Source organism: Streptomyces sp. NPDC044002 (assembly GCF_056434525.1).
The window spans coordinates 76133-94036 of record NZ_JBWKEZ010000024.1; the positions used below are offsets into that span (position 1 = coordinate 76133).

The following is a 17904-nucleotide window of genomic DNA, read 5'->3' on the forward strand; positions in this document are numbered from 1 at the left end:
TGGGCAGGAGTGGATGAGTCGTGCAGACTCCCGGATCGCAGTCCTCACTGCATCGCGCGAACCTGGAGAGAGTCGTGCGGGCCGTGCGCCTCGCCGGTTCGCTGACCCAGGCGGAGATCGCCCGCACCACCGGACTGTCGGCGGCCACGGTCTCCAACATCGTCCGTGAACTGAAGGAGAGCGGCACCGTCGAGGTCACCGACACCTCGGCCGGCGGCCGCCGGGCCCGCAGCGTCTCGCTCAGCGGGGACGCGGGCATCGTCATCGGAGTGGACTTCGGCCACACCCACCTGCGGGTGGCCGTGGGCAACCTGGCGCACCAGGTGCTCGCCGAGGAGGCCGAGCCGCTGGACGTGGACGCCTCCTGGGTGGACGGCTTCGACCGGGCGGAATCCCTGGTCGGACGGCTGGTCCAGGGCATCGGGGTGGCCCGCGACAAGGTCATCGGCGTCGGGCTCGGCGTCCCGGGCCCGATCGACGTGGAGTCCGGAACCCTGGGCTCGACGGCGATCCTGCCGGGCTGGGCCGGGATCAACCCCCGCCAGGAGCTCTCGCAGCGCTTGGGCGTGCCCGTCTACGTGGACAACGACGCGAACCTCGGCGCGCTGGGGGAACTCGTCTGGGGGAGCGGCCGGGGGGTCCGCGACCTGGCGTACATCAAGGTCGCGAGCGGTGTGGGCGCCGGCCTGGTGATCAACGGCCAGATCTACCGGGGGCCCGGCGGCACGGCGGGGGAGATCGGGCACATCACCCTGGACGAGTCGGGGCCCGTCTGCCGCTGCGGCAACCGCGGCTGCCTGGAGACCTTCGCCGCCGCGCGGTACGTGCTGCCGCTGCTCCAGGGCACGCACGGACCGGAACTGACGATGGAGAAGGTGGTCGAGCTGGCCCGCGGCGGGGACCCGGGCTGCCGCCGGGTCATCACCGACGTGGGCCGGCACATCGGCAGCGGCGTGGCCAGCCTGTGCAACCTCCTGAACCCGAGCCGCATCGTGCTCGGCGGCTCGCTGGCGGAGGCCGGCGAGCTGGTGCTGGCGCCGATCCGCGAGTCCGTGGGGCGGTACGCGATCCCCAGCGCGGCCCGCCAGCTGTCGGTCCTGACGGGCTCGTTGGGCGGCCGCGCGGAAGTACTGGGCGCACTGGCCCTCGTACTCAGCGAGATGGGCGATTCGACGCTTTTGGCGGAAAATGGCATTGGGGTGCGAGTCCCCGCCGCCATGTCTTCAGGTAGATAACGGATGGCACCGTTGTCATCTCGTTAAGGATTCACTCCTTGACGGCAAACCGCGGCCGGGGTTGACTCACGTCCACCTCGGCCGCAGCGTTGCGGCCTCGTCAGGGAGGTTCAACGAATGAACACGCGTATGCGTAGAGCCGCCGTTGCCGTCGCCGCCGGCGCCATGGCCGTTTCGCTGGCCGCTTGTGGCAGCGCCAAGGAAGCGGGTGGCGAGAAGAAGCCCTCCGGTGCCGCCGCCACCGGTGACGCGATCAAGGTCGGTCTGCTCCTGCCCGAGAACCAGACCGCGCGCTACGAGAAGTTCGACAAGCCGCTGATCGAGAAGAAGATCGCCGACCTCACCGGCGGCAAGGCCGAGGTGGTCTACGCCAACGCCAAGCAGGACGCGACCACGCAGAACTCGCAGGTCGACACGATGATCACCAACAAGGTGAACGTCCTGATCGTCGACGCGGTCGACGCCAAGGCCATCGCCGGCTCGGTCAAGAAGGCCAAGGACGCCGGCATCCCGGTCGTCGCCTACGACCGCCTGGCCGAGGGCCCGATCGACGCCTACACCTCCTTCGACAACGAAGAGGTCGGCAAGGTCCAGGGCAAGGCCCTGCTGGAGGCCCTGGGTGACAAGGCCAAGGACGGCCAGATCGTCATGATGAACGGCTCCGTCACCGACCCGAACGCCGCGCTGTTCAAGAAGGGCGCCCACTCCGTCCTCGACGGCAAGGTGACCATCGGCAAGGAGTACGACACCAAGGAGTGGAAGCCGGAGAACGCCAACACCAACATGGCGGGCGCGCTGACCGCGCTCGGCAAGGACAAGGTGATCGGCGTCTACTCCGCCAACGACGGCATGGCCGGCGGCATCATCACCGCCCTCAAGGCCGCCGGCCTGTCCCCGCTGCCCCCGGTCACCGGCCAGGACGCCGAACTCGCCGGCGTGCAGCGGATCGTGGCGGGCGAGCAGTTCATGAGCGTCTACAAGCCGTACGCCCCCGAGGCCGCGGCCGCCGCCGAGATGGCCGTCGCCCTCGCCAAGGGCGAGAAGATCGACGGCATCATCAACAACAAGGTCGACAGCCCGACCACCAAGGGCGTCCCGGCCGTGCTGATCCCGGTCGTCTCGCTCACCAAGAGCAACATCAAGGACACCGTCGTCAAGGACGGCGTCTACACGGTCGACGAGATCTGCACCGACAAGTTCTCGGCCGCCTGCGCCACCATCGGCCTCAAGTAAGGCCCACCGCCGCCGCCCCTCCGCGGCCCGGCGGCCCCCCTGCCCTGCCCGGCGCCCCGCCCCTCATACCCCGCCAACCGCGGGGCGCCGGGCAGAAACGTTTTATCGCGAAGCGATCCGCTTTTCGCTTGTCGTATCCCCATCCGCCCCGCTCCTGCTCTTTTGCACGACATCCCCGCCGGTCAGGCGGCGAAGGAGATGGTTCATGTGTCCGCTGCGCCCGTGCTGGCGTTGCGAGGGGTCTCGAAGCGGTTCGGCGCCGTCCAGGCCCTGACCGACGTAGAACTCGAGATCCACTCCGGTGAGGTGGTCGCCCTGGTCGGCGACAACGGCGCCGGCAAGTCCACGCTGGTCAAGACGATCGCCGGCGTGCACCCCATCGATGACGGAGTCATCGAGTGGGAGGGCCGCCCGGTCTCCATCGGCAAGCCCCACGACGCCCAGAACCTCGGCATCGCGACCGTCTACCAGGACCTCGCGCTGTGCGACAACATCGACGTCGTCGGCAACCTCTTCCTCGGGCGCGAGCTCAAGCGCTTCGGCGTCCTCGACGAGGTGGAGATGGAGCGCCGCGCCCGCGAGCTCCTGACCACCCTGTCCATCCGGATCCCCAGTGTCCGGATCCCCATCGCCTCGCTCTCCGGCGGCCAGCGCCAGACCGTCGCGATCGCCCGCTCGATGCTGGGCGAGCCCAAGCTCGTCATCCTCGACGAGCCCACCGCGGCCCTCGGCGTCGAGCAGACCGCACAGGTGCTCGACCTCGTGGAGCGGCTGCGCGAGCGCGGCCACGCCGTCATCCTCATCAGCCACAACATGGCCGACGTGAAGGCCGTCGCCGACAAGGTGGCGGTGCTGCGGCTGGGCCGCAACAACGGTGTCTTCAACGTCGCCGACACCTCGCAGGAAGAGATCATCTCCGCCATCACCGGGGCCACGGACAACGCCGTGACCCGCCGGGCGGCCCGCACCGGGGAGGCCCGCAAGTGAGCACCGAACACCACACGCATGCGGAAGAGGTGGCCCAGCTGGCCAACCCCGCCGCACCGGCGGACGCCATCCCGGCGGTGGACCCCCGCCTGCTCGTGCGCGAGCAGGGCCTGTCCGGCTACCTGAGCGAGTTCGGCCGCAAGATGAAGGCCGGCGACCTGGGCTCGATCCCGGTCGTCCTCGGCCTGATCATCATCTGGAGCATCTTCCAGGGGCTGAACTCGAACTTCCTCTCCCCGGAGAACCTCTCCAACATCGCGATCACCATGGTCGCCACCGGCATGATGGCCGTCGGCATCATCTTCGTGCTGCTGCTCGGCGAGATCGACCTCTCGGTCGGCTCTGTCAGCGGCGTCTCGGGCGCGATCGTCGCCGTCCTCGCCGTCACCCACGGCGTCAACGAGTGGGTCGCGATCCTCGCCGCCGTCGGCGGCGGCGCCCTGATCGGCGCGATCCACGGCTTCTTCTTCGCCAAGATCGGCGCCCCGGCCTTCGCAGTCACCCTGTCCGGCCTGCTGTTCTGGTCCGGCGCGATGCTCCAGATCCTGGGCAGCAACGGCACCATCAACCTCGACTCCGAGGGCGTCGTCGGACAGCTCACCACGTACTACTTCTCCGACGTGGCAGCCGGCTACGGCCTCGCGGCCGTCGCCACGGTGGCGTACTTCCTCGCCACCTACTCCGACAACCGCCGCCGGGAGGCCGCCGGGGTCCCCTCGCGGCCGCTCAGCGAGATCCTGCTGCGCACCGGCCTGCTGGCGGTCTTCACCTTCGGCCCCGCCGTCGTGTTCAACCAGTACAAGGGCCTGCCCCTGGCGCTCGTGATCTTCGTGGTGGCCCTGGTCGGCACGGACTTCGTGCTGCGCCGCACCACCTTCGGCCGCAACGTCTTCGCCCTCGGCGGCAGCGTCGAGGCCTCCCGCCGCGCGGGCATCAACGTCAACGGCATCCGCATCGCGGTCTTCGCGATCGCGGGCACCTTCGCGGCGATCGGCGGCCTCTTCTGGGCCTCCAAGATCGCGGCGGCCAACCAGAGCGCCGGCGCCGGCGACCTGCTGATGAACGTGATCGCGGCGGCCGTCATCGGCGGCACCAGCCTCTTCGGCGGCCGCGGCCGGACCTGGAACGCCCTCCTCGGTGTGATGGTCATCACCAGCATCCAGTACGGTCTGGCCCTGGAGGGGATCGCGACTCCGATCCAGTACATGATCACCGGTGCCGTACTGCTGGCGACGGTGGTCATCGACTCGGTGACCCGCAAGACCCAGAAGTCGGCCGGCCGCGCCTGACCGCGCGACCTGGGCCGATCCCAGGCGGTAAGACCCGTCACAGTGCCCGGTGCCACTCCGCGTGGCGCCGGGCACCCGTGCGTACACGTGTGCGTACGGGTGTGCTGGTATACGCCCGTTTGGGGTGTGTGACGCCGCGGCGAGGTGTACAGGTATGACAAAGGTGTGACCCGTCAGGTACCGCCCGATGACCGCCCTCGCGAGCGGAACATTAGACTCGACAGACCAGCAAGCAACTGCAAGGAGGCACGGGTGCTGCTGACCCGCATCAAGGGACCGCGCGATCTGGACCGGCTCAGCCAGGAGGAGCTCAACCAGCTCGCGGCAGAGATCAGGTCCTTCCTCGTCGACGCCGTCTCCAAGACCGGCGGGCACCTCGGCCCCAACCTCGGCGTGGTCGAACTGACGATCGCCCTGCACCGGGTCTTCGAATCGCCCAAGGACAAGGTCCTCTTCGACACCGGCCACCAGGCCTACGTCCACAAGCTGCTCACCGGCCGCCAGGACTTCAAGGACCTGCGCGCCAAGGGCGGCCTGTCCGGCTACCCCTCGCGCGCCGAGTCCGACCACGACGTGATCGAGAACTCGCACGCCTCCACGGTGCTGGGCTGGGCCGACGGCCTCGCCAAGGCCAACGAGGTGCTCGGCCGAGAGGACCACCACGTCGCCGCCGTCATCGGCGACGGCGCGCTCACCGGCGGCATGGCCTGGGAGGCGCTGAACAACATCGCCGCCGCCAAGGACCGCCCGCTCGTCATCGTCGTCAACGACAACGAGCGCTCGTACGGCCCCACCATCGGCGGCCTCGCGAACCACCTGGCCACCCTGCGCACCACGGACGGCTACGAGCGCTTCCTGGCCCGCGGCAAGGAGATCCTGGAGCGCACCCCCGTCGTCGGGAAGCCGCTCTTCGAGACCCTGCACGGCGCCAAGAAGGGCCTCAAGGACTTCATCGCCCCGCAGGGCATGTTCGAGGACCTGGGCCTGAAGTACATCGGCCCCATCGACGGCCACGACATCGAGGCCCTGGAGTCCGCCCTCCAGCGCGCCAAGCGCTTCAGCGGGCCGGTCATCGTGCACTGCCTCACCCAGAAGGGCCGCGGCTACACGCACGCCGAGCAGGACGAGGCCGACCGCTTCCACGGCATCGGCCCGATCCACCCCGACACCGGGCTCCCGGTCAAGACCGCCGCCGCCAGCTGGACCTCCGTCTTCGCCGACGAGATGGTCAAGCTCGGCCACGAGCGCGAGGACATCGTCGGCATCACCGCCGCCATGCTCCACCCGGTCGGCCTGAAGAAGTTCGCGGACACCTTCCCGGACCGCATCTACGACGTCGGCATCGCCGAGCAGCACGCGGCCACCTCGGCCGCCGGCCTCGCCACCGGCGGCGTCCACCCGGTCTTCGCGGTCTACGCCACCTTCCTCAACCGCGCCTTCGACCAGGTCCTCATGGACGTGGCCCTGCACAAGTGCGGAGTCACCTTCGTCCTGGACCGCGCCGGCGTCACCGGCGACGACGGCGCCTCCCACAACGGCATGTGGGACATGTCCATCCTCCAGGTCGTCCCGGGCCTCAGGCTGGCCGCCCCGCGCGACGCCGAGCAGCTGCGTGCCCAGCTGCGCGAGGCCGTCGAGGTCAAGGACGCCCCGACCGTCGTGCGCTACTCCAAGGGCGTCGTCGGCCCGGCCGTCCCGGCCGTCGGCCGGATCGGCGGCATGGACGTCCTGCGCACCCCGGCCCCCGAGGTCACCCGGCCGGACGTACTCCTCGTCTCCGTCGGCGCGCTCGCCCCGATGTGCCTGGAGATCGCCGACCTGCTCGACAAGCAGGGCATCTCCACCACCGTGGTCGACCCCCGCTGGGTCAAGCCGGTGGACGAGGCCCTCGCCCCGCTCGCCGAGCGCCACCGGGTCGTCGTCACCGTCGAGGACAACGGCCGCACCGGCGGTGTGGGCGCCGCCGTCTCGCAGGCCCTGCGCGACGCCGGCGTCGACGTACCGCTGCGTGACTTCGGCATCCCGCAGCGCTTCCTCGACCACGCGCAGCGCAAGGAGATCATGGCCGAGATCGGCCTGACCGCCCCGGACATCGCCCGCCAGGTCACCGGTCTGGTCGCCAAGCTGGACGGCCGCTTCGAGAGCGAGCCGGCCGCCGCCGTCGACTAGCCGCGACGGGCCGGATCGCGCGGTTGCACGTCACGGGCCGGGAGATCACCCTTGAAGGGTGGGCCTCCCGGCCCGTTCGCGTACTTCTTGGGAGGTGCGTCGGTGAGCACGGATCTCAACAGCCCGTTCCGCACCAAGACGGTGGAACAGTCCATCCGTGACACGGAGGAGCCGGAGCACGCGCTCCGAAAATCGCTCTCCGCCTGGGACCTGACGGTCTTCGGTGTCGGCGTCATCATCGGTACCGGCATCTTCGTCCTCACGGGCATCGCGGCCCGCAACAACGCCGGCCCCGCCACCGCGCTCTCCTTCGTGGTGTCGGGCGTCGTCTGCGCACTCGCGGCCCTCTGCTACGCCGAGTTCGCCTCCACCGTCCCGGTGGCGGGATCGGCGTACACGTTCGCGTACGCCTCGATCGGCGAGCTGCCGGCCTGGATCATCGGCTGGGACCTGGTCCTCGAATTCGCCCTCGGCACGGCCGTCGTGGCCGTCGGCTGGTCCGGATACGTACGCCACCTCATGCACACGAACCTCGGCTGGGACATGCCCGTCGCGCTGTCCGGACCCGATGCGGGCGGCACCTTCGACCTGATGGCCTTCCTGCTGGTCCTCGTCCTGACCGCGATCCTCGTCGTCGGCACCAAGCTGTCGGCCCGGATCACCGCGGTCGTCGTCGCCATCAAGGTCTTCGTGGTGCTGCTGGTCATCATCGCGGGCCTGTTCTTCATCAAGGCCGACAACTACTCGCCGTTCATCCCCCCGGCGAAGCCGCAGGAGGGAGGCAGCGGCTGGACGGCACCACTGGTGCAGCTGCTGTTCGGGTACGAGCCCACCAACTTCGGCGTCATGGGCATCTTCACCGCGGCATCCCTGGTCTTCTTCGCCTTCATCGGCTTCGACGTCGTGGCCACCGCGGCCGAGGAGACCAAGAACCCGCAACGGGACATGCCGCGCGGCATCCTCGGCTCGCTGCTCATCTGCACGCTGCTGTACGTCGCCGTGACCATCGTCGTCACCGGCATGCAGTACTACGCGGAGATGTCGCCGACAGCACCGCTCGCCGAGGCCTTCAAGTCCGTGAACCAGCCGTTCTTCTCCGGTGCCATCAGCCTCGGGGCGGCCGTCGGCCTGATCACGGTCAGCATGATCCTGCTGCTGGGCCAGACCCGCGTGTTCTTCGCGATGAGCCGTGACGGACTGCTGCCGCGCGTCTTCTCCGTCACCCACCCCAAGTACCGCACCCCCTACCGGGCGACGCTGCTCCTCGGCGGGATCATCGCGGTCATCGCGGGGTTCACCAGCCTGGCGAAGCTCGCGGAACTGGTCAACATCGGCACCCTGTTCGCCTTCGTCATCGTGGCGCTCGGCGTGATCATCCTCCGCAAGACCCGCCCCGACCTGCACCGGTCCTTCCGCACCCCGTGGGTGCCGGTGGTCCCGATCCTGTCGATGGCGGCCTCGCTCTGGCTGATGCTCAACCTGCCCGCCGAGACCTGGGTCCGCTTCGGCATCTGGATGGTCATCGGCTTCGTCGTCTACTTCCTGTACGGCAAGCGCAAGAGCCGCCTCGCGCAGGTCGGCCAGGACGCGGAGTACTAGGAGCGGAAGGACGTCAGGACGACGGGGACGGCCCGGGCGCGCGGGACTTGGCGCCCGGGCCGCCGCCCTTGGCGGGGGAGTCCTTCGCGGAGGCGGGCACCTTCCGGTCGTTGCGCAGGGCCTCCCACAGCTGGGAGGCCTGCTCCTGTGCGACCACGACCCGGTTCGGGTCCACCTTGTCGTAGGCCACCGGCAGCATGATGGTCTCCATCGTGGACGGGTCCACGCCCCGCATGCTCCGCGCGAACTCGGACAGCGCGGTGAGCGAGGCCAGATCGGAGTCGGTGGTCAGCGACTTGGTGGCCGCGTCGGCCAGTTTGTAGAGCCGCGCCGGATTGCCGAGGGCGTCCTGGTTCTTGACCTCGGCGAGCAGCGCGAGCATGAACTGCTGCTGGAGGCCTATGCGTCCGAGGTCGCTGCCGTCGCCGTAGCCGTAGCGGGTCCGTACGAACTTCAGCGAGTCGGTGCCGTTCAGGCGGTGCGTCCCCGCGTCCAGCTTGAGGCCGCCCTTCGCGCCGGTCATCGGCTGGTCGAGGGTGACGGTGACCCCGCCCAGGGCGTCGACGAGGCCCTTGAAGCCGGCGAAGTCCACCTCGACGAAGTGGTCCACGCGGATCCCGGACAGCTGCTCCACCGTCTTGACCACGCAGGCCGGACCGGCCAGCGAGTAGACGGAGTTGAACATGACCCGGCGGGCCTCGGGAACCATGGCGCCGTCCCCGTCCTTGCACTCGGGCCGGGTGACCAGGGTGTCGCGGGGGATGCTCACCGCGGTGGCCCTGGACCGGCCCTCGGGTATGTGCACCAGCATCGCGGTGTCGGAGCGGGCCCCGCCGACGTCGCCGTGGTCGAGCTCGCCGTTGGCCCCGGCCCGCGAGTCGGAGCCGAGGACCAGGACGTTCTGCGCGTTCTCGACGACCTTCGGCGGCCGGTTGTCGCTGCCGATGGCCTGGTCCAGGTCCACGCTGTCGATGTTCCCGCTGAGGTGCCCGTAGACCCACCAGCCGGACCCCGCCGCGCCGAGGACCACCACGGCCGCCGTCCAGGCGAGCCCCCGCCGGATCCGGGAGGCGCGGGAGCGGGGCGGCTTCGTGCCGGCGGTGGAGTCTGAGGTCACGGGCTACAACATAGACGCAGGGGGCCGCCCGGGAGCCCCGGGGTATCCTGAATCTGTTCGAACGACGAAGCGGAAGGGTTGCTGCGGTTCCATGGCGACGCGATCCAGGCGCGGTTCGGACAGATCCCCCGAGCAGCCCTCCGGCGCCGCCGGCTCCCCCGCACGCGACCGGAACACCACGGCCCTGGGCCCCCTGACCGGCCGTTGGCTCCTCACCGGCAAGGACGGCCGGCTCACCGCCTACGCGCGCGCCGAGAACGGCCTGCTCCGCTGGACCGAGAGCGCCCCCGGCGGCCCCGGCTGGAGCGGCCCCGACCTGCTGCCCGCCGACGGCCTGACCGACCTCGCGGTGGGCCAGGGCCCGGACGGGTACGCCCACTTCGCGGGCCGGCGCCGCACCGGGACCGGGGACGCCGCGACGGTCACCTACCACCACGCGGTGCAGTACCAGAGCGGCCGCCCGCTGGGCCCCTGGGAATCCCTCGGCACCCTCTACCAGCGGGCCGGGACGGCGCACCGCGGCGGCCCGCCCGCCCTGGCGGTCGACGCCCTGGGCACGCCCCACCTCTTCGTCCGCAACGCGGGCCGCGGAGTCCATCTCAGGCGCCAGGACAGCAAGGGCAACTGGCAGGCCTGGGAGGACCTGCGGGGCAGCAAGGCCTTCGAGGGCATCACCGCCGACTCCACCGCCGACGGCCGCGTCTGGCTGGCCGCGCCCGGCGAGAAGGGCCTCTCCCGCTGGACCCAGAGCGCGCCCGGCGGCCCGGTGGAGCGGGCCGGGGACGTCCCGTACCCCGCCCAGGACGGCTCGGTGCGCACCCTGGAGACCTCCCCGGGCCGCGTCACCCACTTCTGGCACGCCGCCGACGGGAGCGGGGTGTTCGCCTGCCGGGAGGGCGCCGGGGTGCTGGCGCTCGGCGGCGGGCCGGGCACCGGCGCGGTCGCGGCCGTCCGCGCACTGGTCGACGGCTACGACTGCACGGTGCTGGCCCACCGGGGCGTGAACGGGCGCACCGCCCTCGCCGCGTACCCCACGGAGCACGAGGCGGCGGGGCTGTGGTGGACCGAGATCGGCGAGGAGGGGCCGGGCTCACCGGCGCTCGCCCTCGACGCCCGGGGCCTGCTCGTCATCGCCTGCGTCAGCGCCCGGGGCGAGCTGCTGGTCAGCCGGCAGAAGGACAACTCCGGGCTGTCACTGGGCCGCTGGCAGCGCCTGTGACGGCTCGGGCCACCGCCGCCCCTGCGGCGGGATCCTCGTCAGGTTGTGCCGGTCCACCGCCAGCGCCGATATCCGCCGCAGGAAGTCCACCGACCGCTCAGCGGTGTCCGGGGTGATCCAGGCGTCGTCGATGTCGCACAGCTCCACCCGCACGGGCGAGCCGCCCAGCACGATGGGCAGGGTGTAGGCGATGGTGGACGCGAAGGTCAGCAGGGACCGGCCGATGGGCTCGGTGAGCGCGGTCAGTTCGAGCGGCAGCTCGGGGTGCACGATCTCCATGCCGGTGAGGCCGGCGATCCGCTCCAGCTTGGACCCGCTCTCCCTGCGGTGCGCGAAGTAGCGGCCCGCCGACCGGTGGCGGGCGATCCAGCCGACCGCGTCGATGTACCGGTCCTCGTCGACGACCCCGGTCTCCACCAGGGAGCTGCCCGCCAGGTCGGCCCCGGCCCGCACCCGCACCGGACCGAACGTGGCACGGCTCCAGGCGTAGTCGTTGGGCCGCACCTCGGTGCCGGGCGGCGCGGTGACCGGCATGCAGGTGAAGAAGACGGCGCGCTCCAGCTCCTCCCGGGCCAGCCAGCGGTTGACCGGGCCGCCCTTGGCGGAGGGCTTGAGCTCGCCCTGGTGCCAGCGGGTCAGCTGTCCGCCGGAGGTCAGCAGGCTGACCAGCTCGGTGGTGGCGGTGCCGTCGTCCACGACGACCACCTCGCGGGCCTTGGAGCGCGGCAGCAGCAGCTGGATCGTACGGGAGAACAGGTCGCCGATCACCAGGCGCCGGGCGGACGCGACCGCACGGCCCAGGCGGACGAGCTCCCCGGCCCGCCCCAGATAGCCGGCCCGGACCTCGTAGCGCCGCCAGACCACCTTGGACTGGGAGGCGAACCGGCACAGCCGGCGGACCTGCGCGCGCGAACGCGGGTCCACCGGCTGGAGGACGGCGATGGTGAGGGACGCTGCCTCGCCCGGGTGGACGTACGCCCACTCCAGGACGTTCAGTAGTTGAGCCGGGCTCTCCACCAGGGCGAGGGTGTCGCTCATGCCGAGGCCGTCACGCCCTCGGCGGGCAGGGTGCCCTGGACCCGGCGGAGCTTCTTCATGGGGCCGAGCTCGGAGGCGTAGACCCGCTTGACGCCGTCGCCGAGGGCGGTCTCGATGGTGCGGATGTCGCGGACCAGGCGGGCCAGGCCCCCCGGCTCGACGGAGGCGGCCTGGTCGGAGCCCCACATCGCGCGGTCCAGGGTGATGTGCCGCTCCACGGCGCACGCGCCGAGGGCGACGGCGGCCACGGTGGTCTGCAGGCCCGTCTCGTGGCCGGAGTAGCCGATCGGGACGTTGGGGTACTCGTCCTGGAGCGTGTTGATCACCCGCAGGTTGAGCTCCTCGGCCTTGGCCGGGTACGTCGAGGTGGCGTGCAGCAGGACGACGTTCGCGCTGCCCAGCACCTCCACGGCGTGCCGGATCTGCTGCGGGGTGGACATGCCGGTGGACAGGATCACCGTCTTGCCGGTGGCGCGCAGGGCGAGCAGCAGCTCGTCGTCGGTCAGCGAGGCGGAGGCCACCTTGTGGGCCGGGACGCCGAACTTCTCCAGGAAGGTCACGGCCTCGGTGTCCCAGGGGGAGGCGAACCAGTCGATGCCGCGCTCGGCGCAGTGTTCGCCGATGGCCCGGTACTCGTCCTCGCCGAACTCGACGCGGTGGCGGTAGTCGATGTACGTCATCCGGCCCCAGGGGGTGTCCCGCTCGATGTCCCACTGGTCGCGCGGGGTGCATACCTCGGGGGTGCGCTTCTGGAACTTGACGGCGTCACAGCCCGCGTCGGCGGCCGCGTCGATCAGCGCGAGGGCGTTGGCGAGCTCACCGTTGTGGTTGATCCCGATCTCACCGATCACGTAGGTGGGCCGGCCGGGGCCGACCTCCTTGTTCCCGATGCGGCGGATTCGGCTGCTGTGCACCACTGTTCAGAGTTCCTTTCCGGGGTACTGCGAGGGGTCCGGCGACGCGGGGGCCGCCGGGGTCTGAGGGAGGTCGAGGAGGGGGGCCAGGGCCCGGGCCCGGTCGAGGTCGCCGGGCTCGTCGATCTCGATGGCCCGCTCGGGGGCGGTGGGGACGAGCTGGGTCCGGCCGAAGAAGCGGTGGCCGTGCCGGCGGAAGCCGTCGGCGCGCATGGCGTAGACGGCGCCCGACTCCAGGTACTCGGGGGTGCGGTCCTGGCGGCGCAGGCGTACGGAGCTGTCGTGGTTGACGCCGTGCGCGTGGTGGCCGGCCTCCGCCCCGGCGGGCCCGGTGCCCCAGAGGAAGCCGTGGAAGGGCACAGCGGTGAACGCCGAGTCGGCGCCGCCCCGGACCACGGCCAGCACGGTCTCCTCGACCTCCTCCGGGGTGGTGAAGGGGCTGGTGCACTGCACGAAGACCAGGACGTCCACGGGCTCGGAGTGACGTTCCTCCAGCACGTCCAGGGCGTGCAGCAGCGCGGACTCGCTGGACGCCCGGTCCGAGCCCAGCTCCGCCGGGCGGTCGACGACCTCCGCGCCCGCCGCGCGGGCGGCGCGGGCGATCGCCGCGTCGTCGGTGGAGACCACGACCCGGGTCACGTGGGCGGCGCCCCGGCAGGCGAGGACCGCCCGCGCGACGAGCGGTACCCCGCCGACCTCGGCGGTGTTCTTGCCGGGGATGCCCTTGGAGCCGCCCCGGGCGGGTATGACGGCGGTGACGTTCACGAGGCTTCCCCCTGGGGTGCCGGTACGACGGGGGCGGTCACACGCCGCCCCACTGCTGGATCTTCGGGGCCACGCGCTGCACCCCGAACTGGTAGGCGACCTTCAGCACGCGGCGGGAGGTGCGCCGCATGGGGCCGCTCGGGCGGCGGGCGGCGGCCGCACCGGGGGAGCCGTCCGGGTTCAGCCCGCGGCGGCGCAGCAGCGTGCCCACGTATTCGGGGGCGCTGTCGGCCGTGTAGTACGGGGATATCGGCGGCAGCGCGGCGCCCCGCAACTGATCGATGCGGTGGCGCAGTTCCCCGTACGGATTCACCGCGCGGATTCCCTGGTCGGCCGTCCAGGATTCGTCCGCCAGCGGGGCGTCGCCCTCGTCTATCGCGGTCCAGTCGGTGACGCACCCGGAACCGGTGAAATAGTGGTTTCCGTGGACTTCGCGGACTCCCAGATCGCTGAGGATGGCGGTCGGCATTCCCCGGTGCATCGATTCCAGGGCGGCCGTGGAACTGACCGTCACGAGCAGGTCGGTGCGGTCGAGGGTGTCCGACATGTTTCCGTAGACGAAATGCAGATTGGGCGGCAGCGGCTCTTCCAGCTGTTCCGCGAGCACCTGGTAGTGGAAGGCCTCCACATGGGTGGTCGCCTCCCCCGGCTTGCTGCGGAGTTTGATCAGTACGTCGCGCCCCGGGCGCAGCCGCGCGTGGGATATCGCGCGGCGCAGCATGTAAAGGCGACCGTTGCGGTCGGCGGGCACCGACGGCTGGACGGCGAAACACACGGTATAGGGGTGGGCGGCGTGCGTGCGGTTCGCGTCGTAAGGCCTCTGGTCGAGGAAGGGCAGCGCCGTCTGGACGATGCAGGAAACTGGAATTCCGAGCGGCTCGTACACCTCGGTGAAACGGCGCCGGTCGAAAGGACTGTTGGCGAGGACGATGTCGGCCCCGGCCCGCAGCAGGAGCCCGTCGGCCATCTTCTCGTAGACGACGCCCACGTAACCCGTCATCAGCACCGGCCGCCGCGGCGCCCCGGCGAACCGGCGGGCGAGCGCGTGCAGGGCCGCGTGGGTGGCGCCGCCGACCGTGCCCAGGATGATCAGATCCGCTCCGTCGAGTTCCGGCGCCGCCGCGAAACCGGCGAGCGTGGCCTCGGTGATCGAGGCGGGGGTGATGCCGACCTCCGCCAGCTGGCGCGCGGTCGGCGTACTGCGGCCGCGCAGCATGTGGGCGTGCACCTCGCTGCCCGGAGCCAGGCCCACCGCCAGCCCCGCGCCCCATTTCCAGCGGGTGTCGGAGTCTGCGAGCACGTGGATGCGCACTTGGTGATTCCCGGTCGGTCGGCGGAGCCCAACTGCCGTCGGCGTGCCCGCGGCCGGCGCGGGCGAGGGGCGGGACTGCCGCCGGGCCCCATAGACCCTACATGCTCACCTGAGCCTTATGTGTCACGGAAAGGCTTCGACGGCCCGGGGAGTTGTACGTCACACCCGGAGGATCCGGGTGCCTCTCCGGGCGCTCTTATCATGATGTCCGGTCCGTCCGTGCGGCTTCGGCGGACGTGTGTGGGCAATGGGGAGAAGGTGAGTGCTTCCGGTGGTGACCCTTTCGGTAATCGTCGCGATGTGTGACGTCCGGGAGTTCTGCCGGACGGCGCTGAAGTCCTTGGCGCTCAATGCCCGGGAGGACTTCGAGTTCATCGTCGTCGACGACTGCTCCGCCGACGGCACGTCAGAGATCCTGCGGGAGATGGTCCCCGGGATTCCCGGTGCCGTGCTGATCCGCAACGAGCGGAACCTGGGCATTTCGGCCACCCGTAACATCGGCCTCGCCGCCGCCCGCGGCCGGTTCTTCACCTTCCTCGACGGCGACGACTGGTACGCCCCCGGATATCTCGCCGAACTGGTCGGCTGGATGAGCGAGTCGGGCGTGGATTTCCTGCGCACCGGTCACGTCCGCGTATACGGAAGAAAGCGGAAGATCGTCATGGCGCCGCTCGCGCCGAGGGCCCTCCCGCTCGATCCCGCCGACTACATAGGCCCCGTCGACGCCTCCACCTTCATGGACTACCCGCAGTCCTGGGCCGGCATCTACGACCGCGAACGGCTGCGGGAGGCCGACGCGCTGTTCTTCGACGAGAGCCTGCGCACCGCCGAGGACCGCCCGTGGTTCTACAAGCTGCACCTGCGGATGCGGTCCTTCGGAGTGGTCGACCTCCACGGCATCTTCTACCGCCGCGACGTGTCCACATCCCTCACCAAGGTCCCCGACGAACGGCAGCTGGACTTCCTCCCCGCCTTCCGGATGATTTTCGACGAGCTCTCCCACCACCCGCGCGGATATGAACTCTCGTTCAAGGCCATGCGAACGCTGTGCGCGCTCATCGTCATTCATCTGGGCCGCGAGGAGCAGTACGAGGAACTCACCCGGGACCTGCTGCGCGCACGCGGCGCGCAGATCCTCTTCGACCTCCCCCAGGACATCCTCGAAGGGACCCTGGCGGGAATGGACTCCGCACGCGTGACCAAGCTCAGGGAACTCATGTCGCAGCACCAGGGCGCCGCCGCCCGATGACCCGGATATTCGCCGCCTCCACCCTCTACGGCGCCATGACGGTGGCCGCCGCCATCGACGCCGGGCAGCTCGGCCGGGACGACCGCGAGCGGATCCTGCTCGTCTGCAACAACGTCGACATCCCCGAAGTCGCCACCCCGCTGCACCACATGCCCGGCGCCGCCGCCGTCCTCAAGCGCTTCCACCGGGTCGTCTACTGGAACGACCTCATCTACCCCTTCCACCCGGCGGTGTGGGCCCCCCGCGACGAGGACGCCCCCCTCTGGCGCACGGTGATGGCGGAGAAGATGGCCATCCGGCCCGGCCCCCTGGAACTCGTCGTCGAGTCGATCCAGGTCAAGCCCGCCCAGACGCTCTGCAAGATCTTCTCCGACGCCACCCTCGCCGTGTACGCCGACGGCGTCATGAGCTACGGCCCCACCCGCAACGACCTGCCCCGCCCCCTCCACGGCCGGATCGGCCAAGTCCTCTACCTCGACCTCGTCCCGGCCCTGCTGCCCATGCTCCTCACCGAGTACGGGATCCCCTCGCAGCCCGTGCACACCGGCGCCGTGCTCGAACTGATGGCGGAGCTCACCGAGGAGTGCCGCCCCATCCTCGACCGGGTGATCCCGCGGCAGCTCGCCGGGGGAGGGCCGGGGACCGCGCTCCTCCTCGGCCAGTACCTCTCCCCCCTCGGCATCCTCACCGAGGAGGAGGAAGAGGACCTGCACCGGCGCATGTTCGAGCACGCCGTGCGGCTCGGCCACACCTCCGTCGTCTTCAAACCCCACCCCAGCGCCCCCTCCGCCCTCTCCGACGCCCTCGCCGCGGCGGCCCGCGAGGCCGGCGTCCCCTTCCTCGTGCTGGACGTCCCGGTCCTCGCCGAGACCGTCTTCGCGTACCTGCGCCCCGGCCGGGTGATCGGCTGCTTCTCCACCGGCCTGTTCACCGCCCGCGCCCTGTACGGGATCCCCGTCGCCCAGACCGGCGCCCTGGAGGTCGTACGCCGCATGCGCCCGTACGCCAACAGCAACCGCATCCCCGCCACCCTCACCCACGCTTTGGTCCCCGACCTGGAGGACCCCGAGGCGGCCCCCGCCGACCGGATCCTGGACGCCGATCACATCCGGACCGAGGTCACCCCGTACGTCCAGGCCGTCGGCTACTGCATGCAGCCCAAGCGGTTCGGCTTCCTGCGCCCGGTGGCCGAGGCGTACATCGCCGCGGCCGTCGACCGGTGGGAGGAGCGCCCCGAGCTGTCCATGCACTTCAACGAACGCACCCGCACCCGCCTGGAACTGCCCGGCCCGCGCACCTGGAAGTGGCGGCGCGGCCTGGGCTGGACCCTGCGCAGCACCGGGGAGCGCCGCGAGCCGGACGAGGCGCCCGTCACCGACGTCTCGATGAGCGGCTTCGCCTCGCTCGTCGAGGCCAAGGACGACCAGGGCGTCCTGGAGGTCGGCGCGCGCCTGCTCGCCGAACAGGAGAACCTCGAACTGCTCCTCAACATGGCCCAGGCCCACATCCGCCGCAAGGAGACCGACCGGGCCAGGCAGCTGATCGAACGGGCCGCCGAGGTCTCCGCCGACAGCGGGCGCGCCATGGTGTGGCTGCGGATCGCGGAGACGGCCGCCAAGCTGGGCAAGCGCGGCGACGACCTGCGCCTGACGGCGGGGCGGCGGGCGCTCGGCATCAACCCGGACTCCCCGGCGGCCCAGCGCCTGGTCAAGACCGGCCGGCTCGGCCGCAGGTAGACGTACGCGGAGGGCCCGCCCGCACCAGGTGGTGCGGACGGG

General features: G+C 70.9%; 14 protein-coding genes. 9 read left to right on the plus strand and 5 right to left on the minus strand.

Annotation, left to right across the window (positions count from 1 at the left end; translation table 11 throughout):
* The first annotated feature begins 20 nt into the window (after positions 1-20).
* From AC07A6_RS19545 to AC07A6_RS19570, 6 genes are all read left to right on the plus strand, one after another.
* Positions 21-1235, plus strand: a complete 1215-nt coding sequence (locus tag AC07A6_RS19545) for an ROK family transcriptional regulator (RefSeq protein WP_362461252.1) — start codon at positions 21-23, stop codon at positions 1233-1235.
* 117 nt (positions 1236-1352) lie between these two features.
* Positions 1353-2468: a sugar ABC transporter substrate-binding protein gene (locus tag AC07A6_RS19550; RefSeq protein ID WP_362461255.1), complete on the plus strand. Its 1116-nt coding sequence runs from the start codon at positions 1353-1355 to the stop codon at positions 2466-2468.
* A 198-nt stretch (positions 2469-2666) separates the two neighbouring features.
* On the plus strand, positions 2667-3455 hold the full coding sequence (locus AC07A6_RS19555) for an ATP-binding cassette domain-containing protein (RefSeq protein WP_007267176.1): 789 nt from the start codon (positions 2667-2669) through the stop codon (positions 3453-3455).
* Positions 3452-4744, plus strand: coding sequence for a sugar ABC transporter permease (locus AC07A6_RS19560; protein ID WP_478777864.1), 1293 nt, complete (start codon positions 3452-3454; stop codon positions 4742-4744). The genes AC07A6_RS19555 and AC07A6_RS19560 overlap by 4 nt, the downstream gene beginning before the upstream one ends.
* A gap of 252 nt (positions 4745-4996) precedes the next feature.
* The gene (gene dxs / locus AC07A6_RS19565; protein ID WP_478777865.1) at positions 4997-6913 is read left to right on the plus strand and encodes a 1-deoxy-D-xylulose-5-phosphate synthase; all 1917 of its coding nucleotides are present in this window, start codon (positions 4997-4999) and stop codon (positions 6911-6913) included.
* 102 nt (positions 6914-7015) lie between these two features.
* Positions 7016-8512 carry an amino acid permease gene (locus AC07A6_RS19570; RefSeq protein WP_362461260.1) on the plus strand — a complete coding sequence of 499 codons (1497 nt, stop codon included), beginning with the start codon at positions 7016-7018 and terminating at the stop codon, positions 8510-8512.
* A gap of 13 nt (positions 8513-8525) precedes the next feature.
* Here AC07A6_RS19570 and AC07A6_RS19575 read toward each other — a convergent pair whose 3' ends face one another.
* Positions 8526-9629, minus strand: coding sequence for an LCP family protein (locus AC07A6_RS19575; RefSeq protein ID WP_478777866.1), 1104 nt, complete (start codon positions 9627-9629; stop codon positions 8526-8528).
* 91 nt (positions 9630-9720) lie between these two features.
* Between AC07A6_RS19575 and AC07A6_RS19580 the strand changes: the two genes are divergently transcribed.
* Positions 9721-10848 carry a PLL family lectin gene (locus AC07A6_RS19580; RefSeq protein ID WP_478777867.1) on the plus strand — a complete coding sequence of 376 codons (1128 nt, stop codon included), beginning with the start codon at positions 9721-9723 and terminating at the stop codon, positions 10846-10848.
* Here AC07A6_RS19580 and AC07A6_RS19585 read toward each other — a convergent pair.
* The 4 genes from AC07A6_RS19585 to AC07A6_RS19600 are packed head-to-tail and all read right to left on the minus strand — an operon-like array spanning position 10822 to position 14877.
* On the minus strand, positions 10822-11886 hold the full coding sequence (locus AC07A6_RS19585) for a hypothetical protein (RefSeq protein ID WP_478777868.1): 1065 nt from the start codon (positions 11884-11886) through the stop codon (positions 10822-10824). The genes AC07A6_RS19580 and AC07A6_RS19585 overlap by 27 nt on opposite strands.
* Positions 11883-12800, minus strand: coding sequence for an N-acetylneuraminate synthase family protein (locus tag AC07A6_RS19590; RefSeq protein WP_478777869.1), 918 nt, complete (start codon positions 12798-12800; stop codon positions 11883-11885). The genes AC07A6_RS19585 and AC07A6_RS19590 overlap by 4 nt, the downstream gene beginning before the upstream one ends.
* A 6-nt stretch (positions 12801-12806) precedes the next feature.
* Positions 12807-13565, minus strand: coding sequence for an acylneuraminate cytidylyltransferase family protein (locus AC07A6_RS19595; RefSeq protein WP_478777870.1), 759 nt, complete (start codon positions 13563-13565; stop codon positions 12807-12809).
* A gap of 37 nt (positions 13566-13602) precedes the next feature.
* On the minus strand, positions 13603-14877 hold the full coding sequence (locus AC07A6_RS19600; RefSeq protein WP_478777871.1) for a DUF6716 putative glycosyltransferase: 1275 nt from the start codon (positions 14875-14877) through the stop codon (positions 13603-13605).
* A 274-nt stretch (positions 14878-15151) separates the two neighbouring features.
* Here AC07A6_RS19600 and AC07A6_RS19605 point away from each other — a divergent pair, with 274 nt between their 5' ends.
* Together AC07A6_RS19605 and AC07A6_RS19610 are read left to right on the plus strand one after the other, a co-directional pair.
* Positions 15152-16126: a glycosyltransferase family 2 protein gene (locus AC07A6_RS19605; RefSeq protein WP_478777872.1), complete on the plus strand. Its 975-nt coding sequence runs from the start codon at positions 15152-15154 to the stop codon at positions 16124-16126.
* On the plus strand, positions 16123-17862 hold the full coding sequence (locus tag AC07A6_RS19610; RefSeq protein WP_478777873.1) for a polysialyltransferase family glycosyltransferase: 1740 nt from the start codon (positions 16123-16125) through the stop codon (positions 17860-17862). Before AC07A6_RS19605 ends, AC07A6_RS19610 begins: the two co-directional genes overlap by 4 nt.
* The last annotated feature ends 42 nt before the right edge of the window (positions 17863-17904 follow it).